The following is a 19,944-nucleotide window of genomic DNA, read 5'->3' on the forward strand; positions in this document are numbered from 1 at the left end:
TACCAATGAAAAAACTACTCAGTAGTCAGCATTTAGCATTTAGCACTTAGAATCATGCAACAAGCAAATAATAATGGCAATAGCGGATTTAGTCTTAGTGCGATCGCTATCCGCCAACACATTGGCACACTCATGCTCACTGTGGCAGTAATTGTCATAGGGGTATTTTTTCTCACAACCATCCAAGTCGATCTTCTACCATCAATTACCTATCCCCGAATTGGCGTTCGGCTAGAAGCTCCTGGTATTTCCCCAGAAGTAGCAGTAGATGAAATCACCAGACCTTTAGAAGAAGCTTTAGCTGCAACCGAAAATGTAGTGCAAGTTTTCTCCCGTACCCGTGAAGGACAGGTAAGCCTCGATTTATACTTCCAACCAGGAGGCGATATTGACCAAGCCCTAAACGATGCTACTGCTGCTTTTAATCGGGGTCGAGGACAACTGCCAGATACGATAGAGGAGCCGCGATTATTTAAAGTCGATCCCTCTCAATTGCCGGTTTATGAATTAGCGCTGACATCTGCTTCTTTGCCAGGCAAAGAATTACGTATATTTGCTGATGAAGAATTAAACCGCGAACTTAGTGTCGTGCCAGGAGTCGCCTCAGTTGATGTATCTGGTGGTGCAGAAGAAGAAGTACGCGTGCTTGTTGATTTAAACCGATTGCAAGCTTTGGGTGTAGGGCTAAATGATGTCTTAGATGAATTAACAGCCCGTAACCAAGATACTTCTGGCGGTCGGATTCTAGGACAAAATTCCGAGCCATTGACTCGAACTGTTGGACGCTTCCAAAATGCCAAGGAAATTGAAAACCTTTCCTTAGAAGTCTCCTCTTCTTCCCCTACCTCCCCTACCTCCCCTGCCTCCCCTGCCTCCCCTACCTCCCCTACCTCCCCTACTCCTTCCCGCCGCGTCTACTTGCGAGACTTTGCTGAGGTAATTGACGATACAGAAGAGCAGCGAGTATTTGTTTACCTCAATCGTCAGCCTGCGGTGAAATTTTCAATTCAAAAGCAGCCTGAAGCCAACACGATCGCAGTTGTAGATGCTGTTAAACAGCGAATTGAACAATTACGGCAATCGGGTTTAATTCCAGCAGACATGACTTTGAGTCCCACCACAGATGAATCTGTCTTTATTCGCAATTCTTTAAATGATGTCATCTTTTCGGGGATTTCTGGGGCATTGCTAGCAGCAGCAGCCGTGTTGTTATTTTTGGGATCGTTTAGGCAAACATTGATTATCAGTTTGACCATCCCATTGTGTACTCTGGCTGCGATCGCTTTAATGAAAATCTTTGGCCTGACTTTGAATGTGTTTAGTTTGGCAGGTTTGACATTAGGAGTTGGTCAAGCAATTGACACATCGGTTGTGATCTTAGAGAACATTTCCGAAAAAACGGGCATGACTCCCAATCAGAAAGAGATGGAGGCAGAGGGACAGAAGAAAAATTCCAAATTCTTTATTGACAGTGCGATCGCAGCTTCCCAAGAAGTAGAATCTGCTTTAGTTGCTGCTACAGGGGCAAACTTAGTTTCTGTAGTGCCATTCCTTTTAATTGGCGGCTTTATTGCACTGCTATTTAATGAACTGATTCTGACAATTAGCTTCGCAGTTGCAGCATCCCTTGTAGTTGCGATTACAGTAGTGCCGATGCTATCTTCTCGACTTTTGGGAATTCCCTGGTCTAGTCGGATCGGGGAATTTTGGTTGCTTAGACAGTTTAACCACCGATTTGAAGATGCTACGCGGGGATATGGTAGCTTCCTAACCAGGGTTTTACGCTATCGTCTCATTGTAGTAACTGCTGCTTTGCTGATTTTAGGCAGTAGTAGCTTTTTGATGTTTGGTCAAATTCCCCAAGAAATTTTACCCCGCATTAGTACTGGTCAAGCTAATTTGAGAGCGCAGTTTCCACCCGGTACACCTCTAGCAACTTCTGAAAAAGTTATGCAAATTGTCGATGACATTTTGCTCAAACAACCAGAAACCGAGTCTGCTTTTACAACTGTGGGTGGTTCTTTGTTTGGTAGCAATACTACAGAAAATCCTTTACGTGCCAGTAGCACCATCAATCTTAAACCAGGTACAGATGTCGAAGCCTTCGTCAAAAAAGTAACTCAGGAATTTAACAAACTCAACTTAGCAGGAATTCTGCTGCGCCTCAATCCCGGCCAGGTGCGGGGTTTAATCTTGAGTAATTCTCCAGTGCAAGGATCGGAAGTTGACGTGATTTTGCAAGGTGAGAAAGAAGAAAGTTTAACGCAAGCAGGGGCGCAAGTGTTGCAAGCATTGCAAGAAAGGGCAAAATTAGCGACATTCCGACCAGATGCTGACCCCCGACAACCAGAAATCCAAATTCACCCTGACTGGGAAAGGGTTTCGGCTTTAGGATTGAGCGCCGGGCAAATTGGTGCAACTGTTCAAACAGCAATTGAAGGTTCAGTTCCTACACAAATTCAACGCGGTAATCGTTTAGTTGATGTGCGGGTACAGCTAAATAAAGAAGCAATTCAGCGTCCTTCCCAGCTAAAGCAATTACCGCTATTTACAGAAAACAATCAACTAATCCGTCTTTCAGATGTTGCGAACATTCAAGAAGGTCAAGCGCCTGGTGAAGTGCAACGGATTAATCAGCGCCAAGCTTTTATTGTCGCAGGAAATCTGAGCGAGGGAGCTAGTCTTGGTGAGGCGATCGCAGAAGTCAACGAGGTACTTAAGGATGTAGACTTACCTGATGGCGTTTCAATTGTGCCTAGTTCTGCCCAAGAAACTAATCAACAACTTCAAGATGCTTTAAAAACTTTGGGGGCGTTGGCGGTGTTCTTAATCTTTGTAGTTATGGCGGTGCAATACAATTCGCTCATTGACCCGTTGGTAATTATCTTCACCGTACCACTAGCGTTAGCTGGGGGAATTTTTGGGCTTTACATTACCCAAACTGCAATTGGCGCAACTGTAATTGTTGGTGTCGTCCTGCTGGTGGGAATTGTCGTGAACGCAGGGATTCTGATGGTGGAACTTGCAAACCAAATTCGGGATGAGGAAGGTTGTAGTCGCCAAATTGCGATCGTGAAAGCTGCTCCTCAACGCTTGCGCCCGATTATCATGACCACAGTCACCACTATATTGGGACTGTGCCCCTTAGCATTGGGCATTGGCGAAGGTTCTGAGTTTTTGCAGCCTTTAGGGATTGTAGTTTTCTTTGGGATGGCGATCTCTACAATGCTGACACTATTTATCATCCCCTGTTTTTATATCCTGCTGCACGATTTGCTAGGTGGAAATTGGGCGAAGCCAGTGTTAATCCGATTGCGTGGATTTACGAAAAAATTTATTTGAGTTCCTGAGAGGGATTAATTTTTTCAACACGCCAGACACTAAAATTTCAATTAACGCGATCTTTCAACAAGTTTTTCGTTGGCAGATCGCGTTAACTAAGCTTTTTTGCTCTCTCTACACATTGTCTAATATGTCAACACATACATAAGTTCTGACTTAGATTTTTTATAAAGATTGCGTGAAATTACTAGTTATTGCGATCGAGCATTACCAGAATTGCTTTATAAATCAACATACGAGTATATGTAAACTCACTGAGCAAGCACACATTAACCGCTATTTACCTAGCAAGTATATAGCAGTTCAAAAGTGAGGTTTTGCTGTTTGATTTAATCCACCCGACATAGCATTTTCTCAATCAATATCGAAGAGGACAGAAATATGACAATAGTAACCAAAATAGCCTTGTCTCTTCTAGGAGCAGCAGGAATTAGTTTTTTGTCTTTGACACCAGCGAAAGCCGTTATCTTGGTAGAACCCATTGTAACGACTCAAAATAAAGACATACTCAAGTTAAAAAACCCAAGAATTCTTACAGATTATCAACCAGGGCAAGTAATAGAATATGGTGTGCCAGATGTAGCTAATAACTTTCAAAATAACACTGGGTACGATATTGAAAGCTTAGTCTTTGATTTAAAAACGCTGTCTTATAATAATGAGCCTGTGGAGTGGGGAGATGTTAATAAAGATGGAAAAGTTGGTTACTCTAATAACCCCGATCTAAAGGATATTTTTACAGACATTAGCATCAGTGGTAGCACTATTACTTTTAGTGGTGGCGTAATTCCAAAGGGAAGCCTGTTTTACAATCCCTTTGCTACACTACCAAATCTAGCCCCAGGTGGTGGAATCGTTCCACCAATACCAGCAGAACAAACAGATAAAGATGGCCCTATAAGAGTTGCTGCTTTTTATACCGCTATTCCTGAATCAACTAACGTTTTGGGTGTATTAGTCCTTGGTGCTTTAGGTGTAGCTTTAAAATTCAAGCGATCGCTACATGGTTATTAGGGACAAGGGACTGGGGAGAATGGCACTAATTTAAGCTGAAGAGTATGCAGCGTAAGGATTACAGAGGGGCAGGGGCAAGGTTGCAGAGGGGAATTTCTAAATATCCAAACGCAATACCTAAAACTTCTTCTTTCTCCCCTGCTCCCCTGCTCCCCTGCTCCTCTGCTCCTCTGCACCCAAGAGCCTCAAAGATTTTCCCTTTACAAGCGTGCCATTCGGACTGGGGACTAGGGAAAAGGAGAATAAATAATCCATACCCAATCCCCAATTCCCAATCCCCAATCCCCTTTAATCTATAATTAACTCACGATACACTGCCAATGTTTCCTGATGAACGCGGGCAACACTTAACCACTGGAGGTTTTGATTTGCCCGGTGTTTCCACTCAGACAACATATCGGCATTATTCAGTAATTGCACTAAAACCCCAGCCAAAGCCTTACTCTCTTTTGCTGGCACTAAAAGACCTGCTTGCCCATTGTCCAAAGCTTCAGGAATCCCATCTACTTGAGTGCCAACGATCGCAATTCCAGCTTCTCTGGCTTCGGAAAGTACCAGAGGGCAAGGATCTCGATGGGAAGCCAGCACAAATATGTCACAAGATATCAGGTAGCGTTGAGGTTCTGGCTGGAAGCCTTCAAAATGAATCCGTTCTTTTACAGAAGTTGCTAGTGCTTGTGCCTCAAATAGCTGTTTATCCGGGCCATTTCCTACCAAATAAAGGTGCGCTTGGGGAAAATCTGGGGCAATTTGTTCAAAGGCAGCGATTAACTCAGCAATACCTTTGCGTTGATACATTCCGGCTACAGTAGCGATCGCTGGACGTTGTAACCCTAAAGGCTGATAATCTTGTATTGGCCGGGTACGGGGACTGCCCAAAGTTCCATTGCATACTACCCGCAACTTGTTTCCTGGGATACCGCGCTTTGCCATAGAATCTCGCACCGCCTTGCTGACGGCAATTACCCTGTCAGCTAAACCCATCAGCACACTGGAACGCTGAAATTCGTTGTGGACTGTGGAAACTAAAGTATATTTATTGCCTTTAAAAATGCGCGCTAGAATTACTCCCGTCATCATGTGAGCATGAACAATATCCGGCCGAAATTCTGCTGCGATCGCTCGGTAACGCCTAGCCGCTTTGATAATACTTATCGGTTTCCTCGTTTGGTCTAATTGGTAGTGTTTGACACCACATACATTTAGTAATTTTTCATATTCACCACCAGCAGAAATAACTGCTACCTCATAACCAGATTTTGCCTGTAAACAAGCCAAGTCCACAGCCACATTTACAATACCGTTACCGATCTCTTGAACGTGGTTTAAAATATGTATGATTCGCATAATGTTTTAGAAATGTATAAAAATTTAAGATAAGTAACTGAGTATCAATCAACATAATTATTGAGATATTCAGCGACAGCTAAAAAGTAGTCAGTAGTCGGTACAATTCACCACTCACTACTGACTAATAGCGTTGATAACGAGTTACTTAGCTTAAAGACTTATTCAGTAACAGCTCGATAAATCGGGGTAAAACTCCAAAATTTTAAAGACCGAATCTGTAATTTCAGTCGCTAGAGATTTATTTTCTATTTCCAATGGCTACACCAGCATCAGCAGCGATCCGATTTGATTCCTGTTCGCGTAGCGTGGCGTAGCCATAATTATCTGCGTAGGTAGGGAATACGCAACAGAAAAGAAGGGTATAGATGTGTACTGAATCTTGTTCAAAAATCAAATAGGAGTCCTATACTTTAGCAAGCTGATAGTCATGAAAGTTGGAATTGAAGCTTTGAAAAGTCGCTTAAGATTAAGATTTACTAAAGTAGCGATCGTCGAGAGTCAAAACTAATAATGTCTAAAGATATGCAACGCGAATTTACCAACCGCGATGAGTTGGTAGCTTACCTCCGCGAACAATTCCCAGGTGCAGCAGAACGCGATCGCCACATCAGCCAAACTCTGGGGGGACGCAAAGCAGCACAAGAAGCGCTGCAAAAAATCGACCCAGTAGGGTACGCGCAAACACGTAATTTTTTCATCGGTGCAGTCACGCGACTTTCGCCTTACATTCGTTATGGCGTTTTGAGTTTGCGAGAAATTCGAGATTATGTCCTTGAACGGGTACAGCACCAAAACGATGCGACGAAACTAATTAACGAGTTAGGTTGGCGCGACTACTGGCAACGGTTGTATGTGAAGTTAGGGGATGGAATCTGGAAAGACCAGGAAGAGTATAAAACTGGTTACACTGTGGCTGAATATACATTGGAATTGCCGCAAGATATCAAACAAGGAACCACAGGCAGAGTCTGCATTGACAGTTTTAGCCATGATTTAAAAGAAACTGGCTATTTACATAACCACGCGCGGATGTGGCTAGCCGCTTATATTGTCCATTGGCGGCGGATTCGTTGGCAAGCGGGAGCGAAGTGGTTTCTCGAACACCTTTTAGATGGAGATCCTGCTAGCAATAATATGTCCTGGCAGTGGGTTGCTAGCACCTTTAGTCATAAACCGTATTTTTTCAACCGTGAAAATTTGGAACGCTACACTAAAAGTATTTATTGCCAGAAATGTCCCCTTTACGGCCATTGTGATTTTGAAGACAGCTATGAAGAATTAGAACAGCGACTTTTTCCTAAAGGGGAATTTAGCAAACAAGCCAATAGCCAAAGTTGGCAGCGTGATAAAAAAGGGAAGGGGAGCAGGGGGAGTGGGAGAGGACAAGCGGGACAAGGAAGAGAATAATAACTCTTGACAAATGACAAATAACAAATGACTAAACCAATTGTTTGGGTACATGGAGACTGCCTCAGTCCATATAACCCCGGATTGCAAAAATATCCTGATGCCCCAGCTATCTGGGTTTGGGACGAGGCTTTGATAGATGAATGGCAACTGAGTCTTAAACGCCTCACGTTTATTTACGAATGCTTGCTAGAGTTACCCGTTGTTATCCGTCGTGGTGATGTGGCACAAGAAATTTTAGCTTGTGCGAAAGAACATGATGCGAATTTAGTTGTCACAGCCAACAGTCCCAGTCCCCGATTTAATGACATTTGCAATCAAATAGAGAGTTCTATAGCAGTGGAAGTCGTAGAGGTTGAACCATTTTTTGATTATGATGGCTATATTGACCTGAAGCGGTTCTCACGCTATTGGAAAGTGGCTCAAGATTATGTTTTTGAATAGCCCAATTGTAATATTGTAACACTTAGCGATCGCTTCTTCTGCCAATGGATACAGGTAAAGTACTTTACATCGCTTCTTTGTATCTCAGTCTCTCGCCTGAACATTTGCAACCGTTAGATGAAGTGAGTCAAATTGAACTGAGTGTTGCTCATGACTTTTTGCCAAATGATAAAAATTAGCGATCGCCTTTTCGGTAGTACATTTAATACCATAGAAAACCATCACATCTAATGTCATTTATCGTTTGACCCTTTTGCCGAAAAATTCTCAATTAAAAATTGTATAAGCTATATACAGTAACACATTCAGCCGTTAATATAATCCATCGTCAGAGAGTTTCGCACAGCCAACTAATATCTGTAAAGTTAGGTTTAAAAGGCATTAACAACGTAGACTCATGAGCGACAACAGCATTACATCACGTCTGTACCCTACTCGCATTGACATTCCTGCCGAAGCGCGAGTCCAAATCGTGGAACTTCTCAACCAAAGCTTGGCAGCTACTTCGGATCTGAAAACCCAAGCCAAGCAAGCTCACTGGAATGTTAAAGGGACTGACTTCTACCAGCTACACCTATTATTTGATGAACTGGCTGGCGAACTGGAAGAGTATATCGATTTGGTAGCTGAACGCATTACAGCTTTAGGCGGATACGCTTTTGGAACAGCCCGGGCCGCAGCTAGTAATTCAATTTTGCCAGAATATGCATTAGATATTTTGGATGGTAAAGACCATGTAACAGCCTTAGCAGATCGTTATGCCATCTATGCTAAACATCTTAGAGACGCGATCGCTAAAACTGATGAATTAGACGACCTCGATACTGCCGATCTTTACACCGAAATCTCCCGCACCATTGACAAACGTCTCTGGTTCTTAGAAGCTCATCTGCAAGTAGCAGAAATTAAGGCAGAGAATGGCAATGGCAAAGCTGGTATTACTAAAACTCAAAAGATCCCTGCTGGTGTAAAATAAGCACTTTTGAGAAAAGTAGTCTTTCTTAAATCTAATAGTATCTTTTTGGTAAGTACGTCACTTTTAAGTGCGTACTTTTCATTTATATGTATATACTTTACTATTGAAATAGTTCAAAAGGAAGTCAAGAAATTCCAAATATCTTCTACAAGTTCTCCATCAAAATCAATACTTAAACTTGAAGAAGTTATTAGGTTGGTAAAAAGGTATGCTAATTCCATTTTGATTTCAAAGTCTGCCAGTTTTAAATTTTTCCTGTAATCCAAAAGACACTCCGCTATCTAAAATCCAAAATCAAAAATTGAGCGCTTCCTAACTAAATACTCATTAACAAAGAGGTAAATTTATGTCTCAAAATACAATTACCCACTTAATTCACGATCGCAATTCTCGCGGTCACGCTAAAATGGGCTGGCTCGATAGCTATCACACATTTTCTTTCGGTAGCTTTTACGATCCCAACCGGATGGGATTTCGCTCTCTGCGCGTGATTAACGACGATCGTATCGCCCCAGGAGCAGGATTCCCTACCCACAGTCATCGTGACATGGAAATCCTCACTTATGTCTTAGAAGGTGCTGTAGAGCATAAAGACAGCTTGGGTACTGGTTCGGTGATTCGCCCCGGTGATGCCCAAATTATGAGCGCTGGAACTGGAATCAGCCACAGTGAATTTAATCCCTCACCAACTGAACCATTACACTTACTACAAATCTGGATTCTTCCCGATCGAGAAGGAATAACGCCAAGATACGAACAAAAAGCTTTTCCTCTCGAAGAAAAGCGCGGTAAACTGCGCTTAATTGCCTCTAAAGATGGGCGCGATGGTGCTGTGACGATTCACCAAGATGTGGATTTATACACATCTGTTTTAGAAGATGGTGATGTTGTTAATTATCAAGTCAAAAGCGATCGCTATGCCTGGTTACAAATAGCCCAAGGTATAGTCAACTTAAATGGTGAAGAACTTAGAGCAGGTGATGGCGTGCAAATCAATGGCGAAGAACAGCTAGAAATTAGCACCAACATCGGCGGCGAAATCTTGCTTTTCGATTTGGGCTAATCTTAAGTCTGTTTGCTGAAAAGCTAGCTAATAGGGTGGGCATTGAATGCCCACCCTATTATGCTTTGGGAGAGGAAATATTTCTCGATTGGGTGCGGATTTACGTAGGACTAGCCCTCCACAGGCATCGCATTACGAATCCTTAAGCGACTCTAACTTCCTAGACAAGCTAGAAGAGAAGGACAAAAAAGAACTATCACCACCAGAAAGCGTTTACTTTCTACGAAATTGACCTTCAATCGGCTCTGAAGAAAGGTTATACTTTCTCACAAAACTACGAAAACAACTAGGCGGCGATCGCCAAAAAGTTCTTAGCCTGGGAAAGATGTATCAGACTTTAATAAATATTAGAGGTCGCTGTAATGCCAACGATTCATTTTATAGATGGTGAAAAAGGCGGGGTAGGAAAATCTCTCTTTGCCAGGACAATGATTCAGTATTGTCTAGATAAGAGAATCCCGTTTGTACCAGTGGAGACAGATAGATCGAATCCAGATGTGGCAGGGGTATATAAGGAAATATGTAAGTATGCTGTGTTTAGTGAGAATGAACGACAGGCAAATAAGGCAGATAGAATATTTGAGTGGGCGGTAGAGAAGCCAGTAATTGTGAATTTATCCGCACAATCCCATAGAGCAGTACAAGGGTGGATTGAATCTAATCAATTACTTGAACTAGGAAGTTCGCAAGGAGTGATGTTTTGCAAATGGTTTGTATCGACAGGAGGATACGACAGCATCAACCTGTTTAATCAGTCAGTGAATACTTACGGTGAGAAAATCCCTCATATTCTGGTGAGGAATTTAGGGCTATGTGATGATTGGGAGCATCTAGAGTCAGACTCCAACTTTCAGAACATAGTAAATAAATATCCGATAAAAATTATAGATTTTCCGAAGTTAGCATACAGAGAAAGAAACATAATTGACCAAAATCGCCTAACGTTTGCAGAGGCTAGAGAGTATAAAGAATTTGGGATAATTGGGAAACAGAGAGTAGTGAATTTTCTCAAGCTTGCTTATGGTGCTTTTGAGAAAGTAGGTATCTGGTATGAAAAAGTTGAATAGCGGTCATTAGTCATTACCCGCATTTCTCACAAGTTTGAGGGGCTTCAGGAGCAGAGGGGCTTCAGGGGCAGAGAGAGGAGCAGAGGGGCTTCAGGGGCAGAGAGAGGAGCAGAGGAGCAGAGGGGCAGAGGGGCAGAGGAGCAGAGGGGCAGAGGGGCAGAGGAGCAGAGGGGTAGAGGGGTAGAGGGGAAAGAACTTGGTATTTGAACTCTCCCCTGCTCCCCTGCTCCCCTGCTCCCCTGCACAAGGCTTTGAGAGATGTAGTGAGAAATCCGGGATTAGACCTCTTACAAGAGGTCTGATAAAGATTATTACTAGCTTTTACTATTAAAAAATATTAAGTATTTTATAAAGCTAGTATAAATTTGCCCATAAACCTACTTTATAGAGCAATCTCTGAAATATCCTTAACGGTAGTTGACATTATTTATGGTGAATATTACCATAAATAAAAGAAGCATCTTGTAAGGAATCTCTTGCATGACAACTTTGCCAGATTTGGACTATGTATATAAACAGCAAAGCCAGCAGAACCAGGAACTAAACCTCTCTGCGGAAGACTACAGCTTGCTGACGGATCTTTACCAATTGACGATGGCGGCTTGTTACACAGGCGAAGGTATCGAACAACGACGGGCCAGCTTTGAGTTGTCTGTCAGACGATTGCCAGAGGGTTTTGGTTATTTAATTGCAATGGGGCTAACGCAGGCATTGGAATATTTAGCCAAATTCCGCTTTAGTCCATCGCAAATTGCCGCATTACAGGCGACGGGAATTTTCGCTCATGTAAGCGATCGCTTTTGGTCACTTTTAGCTGAGGGTAAATTTACTGGTGATGTTTGGGCAGTACCAGAAGGGACAGCTGTATTTGCCAATCAACCACTGTTGCGGGTGGAAGCACCGCTTTGGCAAGCGCAACTAGTGGAAACTTACCTTCTGAATACGATTAATTACCAGACTTTGATTGCTACAAAAGCAGCAAGGTTGCGGGATGTAGCGGGGGAATCAGCAACACTTTTAGAATTTGGCACAAGACGAGCATTTAGTCCCCAAGGGTCTTTGTGGGCAGCGCGGGCGGCGTTGGCAGGTGGGTTAGATTCCACTTCTAATGTGTTAGCGGCGCTACAACTGGGCCAACAGCCAAGTGGTACGATGGCACACGCCCTGGTGATGGCGTTGTCAGCAATAGAAGGCACTGAAGAACAAGCCTTTAGTGCATTTCATCAATATTTTCCGGGTGCGCCGTTGCTGATTGATACCTACGATACCGTTGCTGCTGCCCAGCACTTGGCCCAAAAAGTAAATTCCGAGGAAATGCAATTAACAGGAGTGCGATTGGACTCAGGAGATTTAGTTACTTTATCAAAACAGGTGCGATCGCTCCTTCCTGGTGTACCAATTTTTGCCAGTGGCGACTTGGATGAGTGGGAAATTGCCAGGTTAAAAGCTGCTGGGGCGCAAATTGATGGTTACGGGCTGGGAACGCGACTAGTTACAGGTTCGCCTGTAAATGGAGTCTATAAACTCGTAGACATTGATGGTATCCCAGTCATGAAGCAGTCAAGTGGTAAGGTTACTTATCCAGGGCGCAAGCAGATTTTTCGCTCGTTTACAGGAGGTAAGGTAAAAGCAGACAGATTGGGACTTTTAGGTGAAAGTCTTCTGGATGAGGAACCTTTGTTGCAGTTGGTAGTACAAGAAGGTAAACAGGTGCAACCACTGGAATCGTTGGCAACAATTCGTCAGCGTACCGCCGCTTCAGTTGCTAGTTTGCCACAACAGACACGGTGTTTAGATGGTCCTGTAGCTGTAGAAGTGGAGATTTCTGAGGGGTTACGGGTGTTGACTGAAGAAACTAAGAAACGAACCACAGAGGCGCACAGAACACAGAGTTAAAAGTACTTTTTCAGTCTGTCTTAATTACGAATTACGAATTACTATGAGAGTTGCTTTGTTTGGTACTAGTGCCGATCCACCAACTGCGGGACATGAAAAAATTCTGAGTTGGTTGTCTGAGCGTTATGATTGGGTAGCGGTTTGGGCAGCAGATAATCCATTTAAGTCTCATCAAACACCCCTAGAACATCGGGCGGCAATGTTGCGACTGTTGATTGCGGATATAGACGCGCTAAGGCACAATATTGCTTTGGAACAAGAATTAAGTAGCTTCCGAACACTGGAAACAGTTGAGAAAGCGAAGATTACTTGGGGTGAAGACGCTGAATTGACGTTGATTATTGGTTCAGATTTACTGAGTCAGCTACCACGTTGGTATCGCATTGAAGATTTGTTACAGCAAGTGCAACTACTGATTGTACCGCGACCCGGATATGTAATAGATGAGTCTAGTTCAGAGGTAGTGCAAAAGCTGGGAGGGAAAATTGCGATCGCTAGTCTGACCGGTCTAGATGTTTCCTCAACAGCATACCGCGAACATGGAGATTCTCAAGCCCTCACAGCCCCTGTAGTTGCCTATATTAATCAAGAGCATTTGTACGAATGCCAGGACGTTCACAAAAAAATATACCAACTCCGTTAAACCAACAACCTTTGGCCGATTTCAAGGTTGGTGTTGATAATGTAATTTTTTCTGTAGATACTGTACAAAATCGGCTGTTAGTTCTACTTGTAATGCGACAGCAAGAACCATTTTTAAATCATTGGAGTCTTCCCGGTACTTTAGTGCGTCCCGGAGAGTCTTTAGAAGATGCCGCCTATCGCATTATGGCAGAGAAAATTAAGGTCAACAATCTCTACTTAGAACAACTCTATACATTTGGCGGACCAAATCGCGATCCACGGGAAGCAACTGATAGTTATGGTGTGCGTTATCTATCAGTTAGTTACTTTGCCCTAGTGCGATTTGAGGAAGCCGAATTAATTGCCGATCGCATGACTGGCATAGCTTGGTATCCGGTAAAACAAGTACCGCAATTAGCTTTTGACCATAATGAAATTCTGGCTTATGGCCACAGGCGGTTGCGTAATAAATTAGAGTATAGCCCGGTAGCTTTTGAAGTCTTGCCAGAAATGTTTACCTTAAACGATTTATATCAGTTATACGCCACAGTTTTAGGTGATAACTTTTCCGATTATTCTAATTTTCGGGCGCGTCTACTCAAGTTAGGTTTTTTATGCGATACCGGAATTAAGGTATCACGGGGTGCTGGTCGTCCTGCTAGCTTGTATAAGTTTGATGCGGAAGCTTTTGCTCCCCTGAAAGATAAACCTTTGGTGTTTATTTAACTAATCACTTTACAGAGTCCAAATTCCTGCAATACCTTTCGGTTAAGATCCCCCTAGCTGCGGCGACCCCCTTAAACCCGCATTTATCACAAGCTTGAGGGGCAGAGAAGCAGAGGGGCAGAGGGGAAAGAACTTGGTATTTGAACTCTCCCCTGCTCCCCTGCTCCTCTCCTCCCCCTCTCCCCTTGGTGAGAAATCCGGGTTAAAAAGGGGGTAGAAGAGGGTTATAAGCCTCTCTTTTTAAGGGGGTTGGGGGGATCTTCAAAATATTAAAACGTTAACCGAACCGGATTGCAAAGTCATAAGTCATAAGTGACTCTTGACTCTTGACAAATGACCAATGACTAATGACAAATAATATGAAAATTGCGATCGCTCAAATTAATCCGACAATTGGTGATTTGCTTTTAAATGCCCAAAAAATTCTGGAGGCGGCACAACGCGCGGCATCTAGCGGGGCGCGTTTGTTGCTCACACCGGAACTTTCTTTATGTGGCTATCCACCTAGAGATTTATTACTAAATCCTAGTTTTGTGGAAGCAATGGGTATCACTTTACAAAACTTGGCTCAAGATTTACCGCCACATTTAGCTGTGTTGGTAGGAACTGTTGAACAAAATCTCGAAGCCTCTATTACAGGCGGGAAAACATTATTTAACAGCATAGCTTTGTTAGAAGATGGCAAAGTCAAGCAAGTTTTTCACAAGCGACTTTTGCCTACTTACGATGTATTTGACGAACGTCGCTATTTTGAAGCAGGGTTACAAGCTAATTATTTCACTTTAGATGATATCCATATTGGCGTAACTATTTGCGAAGATTTATGGAATGATGAGGAATTCTGGGGCAAACGAACTTATGCAGTAAATCCTATTGCTGATTTAGCAATTTTGGGTGTAGATTTGATTGTGAATTTATCTGCTTCGCCCTACACGCTAGGCAAGCAGCAGCTTCGAGAAACAATGCTCAAGCATAGTGCAGTCCGTTTTCAACAGCCAATTATTTATGCTAATCAGGTTGGGGGAAATGACGATCTAATTTTTGATGGGCGTAGTTTTGCCTTAAATCGTCAAGGTGAAGTTATATGTCGCGCCCGTGGTTTTGACACCGATTTATTAGTAGTTGAATTTGATCAAATACAACGCGATTTCCAGTTGGGTTCTGTAGTATCTGCGGATGAATCAGAAGATGAAGAAATTTGGCAAGCTTTGGTTTTGGGAGTGCGAGATTATGCTCGCAAGTGTCGCTTTTCTAAAGTAGTGTTGGGTTTAAGTGGTGGGATTGACTCGGCAATCGTAGCTGCGATCGCAGCTGCTGCACTTGGTAAAGAAAATGTCCTCGGTGTTCTCATGCCTTCCCCTTACAGTTCCGAGCATTCTATCAGTGATGCTGTGGCATTAGCCGACAATTTGGGGATTAAGACTAATCTTTTACCAATTGGCGAGTTAATGCAAGGCTTCGATCGAACTTTAGACGATTTGTTTGCAGGTACTGAGTTTGGACTAGCTGAAGAAAATATCCAGTCTCGGATTCGCGGTAATTTATTAATGGCGATCGCTAATAAATTTGGCTACCTGCTTTTATCTACGGGTAACAAGTCAGAAATGGCTGTGGGTTACTGTACCCTCTACGGCGATATGAATGGCGGGTTAGCAGTGATTGCAGATGTTCCGAAAACCCGTGTGTATTCACTTTGCCAATGGTTAAATCGCAATAATGAAATCATCCCGCAAAACGTCTTGACTAAAGCACCCAGCGCTGAACTCAAACCAGGTCAAGTGGATCAAGACTCTCTACCGCCCTACGAAATTTTGGACGATATTTTGCAACGCCTAGTTCATAACCACCAATCAGCAGCGCAAATTGTTGCAGTCGGTCACGATTCGGTGATTGTAGATAGAGTAATCCAAATGGTGGCGCGGGCTGAATTTAAACGGCGACAAGCACCCCCAGGTTTAAAAATCACCGATCGCGCCTTCGGGACTGGTTGGCGAATGCCAATTGCTAGTAACTGGGTTGGTGTCAAAAAGGCTTATCAGACTAAAATCACAGCTACACCTAATCTTAGTTTGTTGTGACAGACAAAATGGGCGTTGCATAATAGAGGAATGAATTAAGGTGTTCTACTGTGTATTGTCCATACTGTGATTCTACTGAGATTAGAAAAAACGGTAAACTCACGCACCTATGCCTAAGTCTGACTCTAATTCATGCCCAATTCTGACAGATGACACCTTTGTTGTTAAACTTCTCTATCGCCTGTGTGTGAAGAAGTCAGCGTCAATAAATAGCCATCCGGCCCAGTCAAACTAAATGAACTGTGGATTCTACCTGTTTCGATCTCAGAAACAGTCAGTCCCCACTTCCTAAAAGTCTCTCTGGTAGCGACAACATCATCTACCATCAGATCGAAAGGCGCATTCATTCCAGGAGCGATCGCTTCTAAACTTGTTCTTAAAACTAAGTGCGTTCCTCCCCGCAATTCTAAAACAGCTAATTGTTCTGATTGGGCGATCGGCCGCAGCCCTATCTTGACAAAAAAATCGCTAGCCTCCGCTACATTACTCACATATAATCTCACATGCCCAATCGCCACCGGCGGACGGGTATCCTTTTCTTTTGCAATAGTTTCTGGTAGTGACATAGCTTTCATCCAAAAATATTTAGTTACCTTTTAACTTTGTTGACTTCAGCCGATCTGCCATCTCCCAAATCAGCTTGGCTAAATTCAGCAGTCTTAGGCAAATTTATCTCAACCCTTGATAAAGGATCTAGTTCTACTTTAGCATTTTGGAATTGTCCATCTAAAAGGATGTTTTAAAAGTGGTTGGCTGTAATTTTAGGCACTTATTGCTCCCCCCAACCCCCAGAGCTGATTCATTCTATTCCAAACAGGATTTATCAAGATGGTTAGCGAGAAAATTGTAAGTGATAGTGACGAGAAGATGAACTTTTAAGCACTTAAACAACAGTAAGATTGTTCATTTTCTTGGCACGCTGGTAACAAAATAATCAATTTTAAATCGCTAGAACCCTTGATATTTAGCGCTCTTTAGGGAATGAAACAGCCCTGCCTTAAAAGGGGGGCAAAGTCTCTAAAAGTCCCCCTTTTTAAGGGAGATTTAGGGGGATCTAAAACTTTTATCTAATAAAATTTACCATCTAATCCCACCATTTCTCCATCCAGAGAATTTACTGTCCCCAAACCAAAATTACCGTGTTTTTTCAATTGCTTAAAATTAGTAGTATCGTCAAAAATTCCCACTGCGAGAGGGCTAATTGTAGATGCTTTAAATAGGATATTTGATGACGTGTATTGCTGAGTCATCGCTGGGAAAATAGAAACTAATAATGCAGTGATGGTTAAAATAGTTATCCAGAAATAACGCCTGAGTTTCATCACACCAAAGATATAAAAGTTCTTAATTTTGAATTTTCCCATACTGCCCAGCAAAATCTAGAGAAACTTGGAAAGCAGCTAGTCATACAGCCAGGTAGGAGGTTGATAGCGACTAGGTGACAACACAGCAATAGATGTAACTATTGATGAAACAAATCTTTTTGCAAAGTGCTTGATTATTCTGGCTGTCTGTGATAGCTTTCTTTTTACACCTTAAAATACGGTAACACAATAAGGTTACCGTATTTTAGGGAATTTCGTTAACCTAGTTACAAGGATTTGGAATCGAGTTTATCTATTGCACGCAGTACATTACGAACCAACGAACTAGAAATTAATCTCTAAGCCAGGGCAACCTTATGAGCAAAATACGTGCTGTGATTGTTGACCCCAATGTGCCAGGGCGTTTGGCACTGAGTGAAGTGAATACACCAAAGCCTGCTCCAGATGAAGCTCTAGTCAGGGTAGCGGCGATTTCTCTGAATCGGGGAGAAATAAAACGTTCAACCACTGCTGAGGCTGGTTGGCAGCCTGGTTGGGACTTGGCAGGTGTAGTGGAAATCTCTGCGGCTGATGGATCAGGGCCTTCCCAAGGGGCGCGTGTAGTTGGCTTACGCCGCGCCGGTGCTTGGGCGGAACTTGTATCTGTTCCTACTAACGCCTTAGCAGAACTGCCGCCATCGGTATCTTTTGCTCAAGCTGCCACACTGCCTGTAGCTGGTCTAACTGCATACCATGCAGTTTTAAAAGGTGGTTTGCTTTTAGGTCGTGCAGTTTTGGTAACAGGTGCATCAGGAGGGGTTGGTTACTTCGCTATCCAATTGGCGCGACTGTCAGGGGCGCAAGTTGTGGCACATATTCGTCAAGCTGGCTATGAAACTCTAGTTAGAGAAGCAGGGGCACAATCAGTAGTGATTAGCGAAGACCTTTCACCTGCCAGTGAGTATGGCCCTTATCATCTAATTATTGAGTCAGTGGGTGGCAAGACATTGGGGGTAGCCCTTGGCTTACTGGCACAGGATGGCAAAACTGTTCTGTATGGAGTATCTGGGGGAGCAGAGGTGACATTCAACGCTGCCCAATTTTTCGGGACTGGTAGTGTGAGCCTGTATGGTTTACGTCTATTCGATGAATTGAGATTTGAATCAGCCGCAGTCGGTCTAAAACGGCTTTTGAGTCTAGTAGAAACTGGTCAGTTGCATCCTCACATTGATTTAGAAGCTTCTTGGACACAAATAGCTGATGTAGCGCAGCAACTACTTGACAGGCGTTTTCCTGGTAAGGCTGTGTTGCACATTTCAAATTGAGTATTACCGAATAATTTGTAAATAATTCTCTTTTCATCCACTCATTTATGGAGAAAGACTAATTTTTTGCTTATTGCAATCAAGCAGATTTATTAGTGGGGTGATAAATACGAATTATGCTGACTTTTGGTTCAAACTATATCAACTTGTAGCAGCTAGTAATCTCAAGATAGATCGCCCAAAAGGAACATCACATCCACGTTATCCATCTTTCGTTTATCCACTGGATTATGGGTATTTACAAGATACTCAATCTGGAGACGGAAATAATATTGATCTCTGGATAGGGAGCTTGTTAAATCAAACAGTAACTGCCGTTATTTGTAGTATTGATTTAGAAAAGTGGGATACAGAAATCAAGATACTTCTGGGTTGTACATCTGAGGAAAGACAAGCCATTTTAGATATCCATAATACAGGCTCTCAATCGGCAATATTATTGGTTCGCAAGTAAATTAAATTTATGAGGATGAATTTGTATGAGTTTAGAACTAAAACTATCAGGTAAAACTGCGATCGTTACAGGAGGAAGTGCAGGAATTGGTTTAGCTACTGCCAAAGCCCTTTATAGTGAAGGTGTAAATGTTGCGATCGCAGCTCGTAATCAAGAAAGACTAGAAAATGCAGTAGTTGCCATCCAGTCGCTACCAACATCAGGCGCGAAAGTTATTGCCATCAGTGCTGATTTAACAAAAACAGAAGATATTGAGAAAGTTGTCTCCACAACATTGGCACAATTTAATCAGATTGATATCTTGATTAATAACGCTGGTTCAGCCCGTGCTGGATCTTTCCTTGAATCCACTGATGATTTATTTTTGGATGCTTGGAACTTAAAATTATTGGGCTACATCCGCCTAGTTAGAGCCGTTGTTCCTCATCAAAAAAGTCGCGGTGATGGACGGATTGTTAATATAGTTGGCGGTGCAGGACGTACACCTCGCCCTAACTTCCTCGCTGGTGGTACAAGCAATGCTGCTTTGCTCAACTTTACAAAGGGTATTTCTAAAGAGTTAGCTGAGTATAAGATTCGCATAAATGCCATATCACCCGGTGCTACAGCTACTGAGCGTGCCGAGACTTTAGCTCAGCAAAACGCCCAAGCACAAGGAATCACTGTCGAGGAAGTAAAGGCACAAAACATCCAAAATATTCCTTTAAAAAGAATCGCCCAGCCAGAAGAAATTGCCGCGTTAGCGTTATTTTTGGTGTCCGATCTAGCTGCATCGATTACAGGAACAGAGATTATCGTTGATGGCGGCTCTACTCCTGGTATTTAGCAGATAAAAGGAATCAGAAATCAGCAGATTTTTCGTTCAATCCAAAAT

18 protein-coding genes are annotated in these 19,944 nt (G+C 42.8%); 15 read left to right on the forward strand and 3 right to left on the reverse strand.

Going from position 1 to position 19,944, the window contains the following annotated elements:
- The first annotated feature begins 54 nt into the window (after positions 1-54).
- Together V7K42_RS21395 and V7K42_RS21400 are read left to right on the forward strand one after the other, a co-directional pair.
- Positions 55-3,342: an efflux RND transporter permease subunit gene (locus tag V7K42_RS21395; RefSeq protein WP_334919348.1), complete on the forward strand. Its 3,288-nt coding sequence runs from the start codon at positions 55-57 to the stop codon at positions 3,340-3,342.
- 381 nt (positions 3,343-3,723) lie between these two features.
- On the forward strand, positions 3,724-4,356 hold the full coding sequence (locus tag V7K42_RS21400) for a hypothetical protein (RefSeq protein ID WP_334919349.1): 633 nt from the start codon (positions 3,724-3,726) through the stop codon (positions 4,354-4,356).
- A gap of 288 nt (positions 4,357-4,644) precedes the next feature.
- On the opposite strand, the gene V7K42_RS21405 is transcribed toward V7K42_RS21400, so the two are convergent.
- On the reverse strand, positions 4,645-5,703 hold the full coding sequence (locus V7K42_RS21405; RefSeq protein WP_334919350.1) for a glycosyltransferase family 4 protein: 1,059 nt from the start codon (positions 5,701-5,703) through the stop codon (positions 4,645-4,647).
- Between the two features lie 513 nt (positions 5,704-6,216).
- On the opposite strand from V7K42_RS21405, the gene V7K42_RS21410 reads away from it, so the two are divergent.
- The 10 genes from V7K42_RS21410 to V7K42_RS21455 all read left to right on the forward strand — a co-directional run bounded on the left by V7K42_RS21410 (position 6,217) and on the right by V7K42_RS21455 (position 15,987).
- Complete coding sequence (locus tag V7K42_RS21410) at positions 6,217-7,113, forward strand: FAD-binding domain-containing protein (protein WP_334919351.1); 897 nt, start codon at positions 6,217-6,219, stop codon at positions 7,111-7,113.
- Positions 7,114-7,140: 27 nt separating this feature from the next.
- Positions 7,141-7,557, forward strand: coding sequence for a hypothetical protein (locus V7K42_RS21415; protein ID WP_334919352.1), 417 nt, complete (start codon positions 7,141-7,143; stop codon positions 7,555-7,557).
- Between the two features lie 44 nt (positions 7,558-7,601).
- Complete coding sequence (locus V7K42_RS21420; protein ID WP_334919353.1) at positions 7,602-7,736, forward strand: hypothetical protein; 135 nt, start codon at positions 7,602-7,604, stop codon at positions 7,734-7,736.
- Positions 7,737-7,954: 218 nt separating this feature from the next.
- A complete protein-coding gene (gene dps / locus V7K42_RS21425; RefSeq protein WP_334919354.1) occupies positions 7,955-8,533 on the forward strand; it encodes a DNA starvation/stationary phase protection protein Dps in 579 nt (192 codons plus the stop codon).
- 346 nt (positions 8,534-8,879) lie between these two features.
- A complete protein-coding gene (locus tag V7K42_RS21430) occupies positions 8,880-9,596 on the forward strand; it encodes a pirin family protein (protein ID WP_334919355.1) in 717 nt (238 codons plus the stop codon).
- 362 nt (positions 9,597-9,958) lie between these two features.
- A complete protein-coding gene (locus tag V7K42_RS21435; protein WP_334887029.1) occupies positions 9,959-10,663 on the forward strand; it encodes a mobilization protein in 705 nt (234 codons plus the stop codon).
- A 480-nt stretch (positions 10,664-11,143) separates the two neighbouring features.
- The gene (locus tag V7K42_RS21440; RefSeq protein ID WP_334919356.1) at positions 11,144-12,559 is read left to right on the forward strand and encodes a nicotinate phosphoribosyltransferase; all 1,416 of its coding nucleotides are present in this window, start codon (positions 11,144-11,146) and stop codon (positions 12,557-12,559) included.
- Between the two features lie 43 nt (positions 12,560-12,602).
- Positions 12,603-13,202: a nicotinate-nucleotide adenylyltransferase gene (locus tag V7K42_RS21445; protein ID WP_334887114.1), complete on the forward strand. Its 600-nt coding sequence runs from the start codon at positions 12,603-12,605 to the stop codon at positions 13,200-13,202.
- Positions 13,163-13,909 (forward strand): NUDIX hydrolase, encoded by a 747-nt coding sequence (locus V7K42_RS21450; RefSeq protein WP_094332339.1) that lies wholly within the window; start codon positions 13,163-13,165, stop codon positions 13,907-13,909. The genes V7K42_RS21445 and V7K42_RS21450 overlap by 40 nt, the downstream gene beginning before the upstream one ends.
- Before the next feature lie 359 nt (positions 13,910-14,268).
- Positions 14,269-15,987, forward strand: a complete 1,719-nt coding sequence (locus V7K42_RS21455) for an NAD+ synthase (protein WP_334919410.1) — start codon at positions 14,269-14,271, stop codon at positions 15,985-15,987.
- Between the two features lie 164 nt (positions 15,988-16,151).
- On the opposite strand, the gene V7K42_RS21460 is transcribed toward V7K42_RS21455, so the two are convergent.
- Entirely contained in the window at positions 16,152-16,553 is a 402-nt protein-coding gene (locus V7K42_RS21460) for a VOC family protein (RefSeq protein WP_334919357.1), read from the reverse strand.
- Positions 16,554-17,054: 501 nt separating this feature from the next.
- Positions 17,055-17,351 carry an acetolactate decarboxylase gene (locus V7K42_RS21465; protein WP_334919358.1) on the reverse strand — a complete coding sequence of 99 codons (297 nt, stop codon included), beginning with the start codon at positions 17,349-17,351 and terminating at the stop codon, positions 17,055-17,057.
- A gap of 317 nt (positions 17,352-17,668) precedes the next feature.
- On the opposite strand from V7K42_RS21465, the gene V7K42_RS21470 reads away from it, so the two are divergent.
- The 3 genes from V7K42_RS21470 to V7K42_RS21480 all read left to right on the forward strand — a co-directional run bounded on the left by V7K42_RS21470 (position 17,669) and on the right by V7K42_RS21480 (position 19,896).
- The gene (locus V7K42_RS21470; RefSeq protein WP_334919359.1) at positions 17,669-18,616 is read left to right on the forward strand and encodes a zinc-binding dehydrogenase; all 948 of its coding nucleotides are present in this window, start codon (positions 17,669-17,671) and stop codon (positions 18,614-18,616) included.
- Positions 18,617-18,716: 100 nt separating this feature from the next.
- Positions 18,717-19,070, forward strand: a complete 354-nt coding sequence (locus V7K42_RS21475) for a hypothetical protein (protein ID WP_334919360.1) — start codon at positions 18,717-18,719, stop codon at positions 19,068-19,070.
- Positions 19,071-19,095: 25 nt separating this feature from the next.
- Positions 19,096-19,896, forward strand: a complete 801-nt coding sequence (locus V7K42_RS21480; RefSeq protein WP_334919361.1) for an SDR family oxidoreductase — start codon at positions 19,096-19,098, stop codon at positions 19,894-19,896.
- Positions 19,897-19,944 lie beyond the last annotated feature (48 nt).

This window comes from Nostoc sp., from assembly GCF_036917455.1.
In the GTDB taxonomy this organism is placed as follows: Bacteria; Cyanobacteriota; Cyanobacteriia; order Cyanobacteriales; family Nostocaceae; genus Nostoc.

Excerpts from the sequence above, each read along its gene's own strand:
- V7K42_RS21395 (WP_334919348.1), top strand. The coding sequence starts at position 55 with ATGCAACAAGCAAATAATAATGGCAATAGCGGATTTAGTCTTAGTGCG.
- V7K42_RS21400 (WP_334919349.1), top strand. The coding sequence starts at position 3,724 with ATGACAATAGTAACCAAAATAGCCTTGTCTCTTCTAGGAGCAGCAGGA.
- V7K42_RS21405 (WP_334919350.1), bottom strand. The coding sequence starts at position 5,703 with ATGCGAATCATACATATTTTAAACCACGTTCAAGAGATCGGTAACGGT.
- V7K42_RS21410 (WP_334919351.1), top strand. The coding sequence starts at position 6,217 with ATGTCTAAAGATATGCAACGCGAATTTACCAACCGCGATGAGTTGGTA.
- V7K42_RS21415 (WP_334919352.1), top strand. The coding sequence starts at position 7,141 with ATGACTAAACCAATTGTTTGGGTACATGGAGACTGCCTCAGTCCATAT.
- V7K42_RS21420 (WP_334919353.1), top strand. The coding sequence starts at position 7,602 with ATGGATACAGGTAAAGTACTTTACATCGCTTCTTTGTATCTCAGTCTC.
- dps (WP_334919354.1), top strand. The coding sequence starts at position 7,955 with ATGAGCGACAACAGCATTACATCACGTCTGTACCCTACTCGCATTGAC.
- V7K42_RS21430 (WP_334919355.1), top strand. The coding sequence starts at position 8,880 with ATGTCTCAAAATACAATTACCCACTTAATTCACGATCGCAATTCTCGC.
- V7K42_RS21435 (WP_334887029.1), top strand. The coding sequence starts at position 9,959 with ATGCCAACGATTCATTTTATAGATGGTGAAAAAGGCGGGGTAGGAAAA.
- V7K42_RS21440 (WP_334919356.1), top strand. The coding sequence starts at position 11,144 with ATGACAACTTTGCCAGATTTGGACTATGTATATAAACAGCAAAGCCAG.
- V7K42_RS21445 (WP_334887114.1), top strand. The coding sequence starts at position 12,603 with ATGAGAGTTGCTTTGTTTGGTACTAGTGCCGATCCACCAACTGCGGGA.
- V7K42_RS21450 (WP_094332339.1), top strand. The coding sequence starts at position 13,163 with ATGCCAGGACGTTCACAAAAAAATATACCAACTCCGTTAAACCAACAA.
- V7K42_RS21455 (WP_334919410.1), top strand. The coding sequence starts at position 14,269 with ATGAAAATTGCGATCGCTCAAATTAATCCGACAATTGGTGATTTGCTT.
- V7K42_RS21460 (WP_334919357.1), bottom strand. The coding sequence starts at position 16,553 with ATGTCACTACCAGAAACTATTGCAAAAGAAAAGGATACCCGTCCGCCG.
- V7K42_RS21465 (WP_334919358.1), bottom strand. The coding sequence starts at position 17,351 with ATGGGAAAATTCAAAATTAAGAACTTTTATATCTTTGGTGTGATGAAA.
- V7K42_RS21470 (WP_334919359.1), top strand. The coding sequence starts at position 17,669 with ATGAGCAAAATACGTGCTGTGATTGTTGACCCCAATGTGCCAGGGCGT.
- V7K42_RS21480 (WP_334919361.1), top strand. The coding sequence starts at position 19,096 with ATGAGTTTAGAACTAAAACTATCAGGTAAAACTGCGATCGTTACAGGA.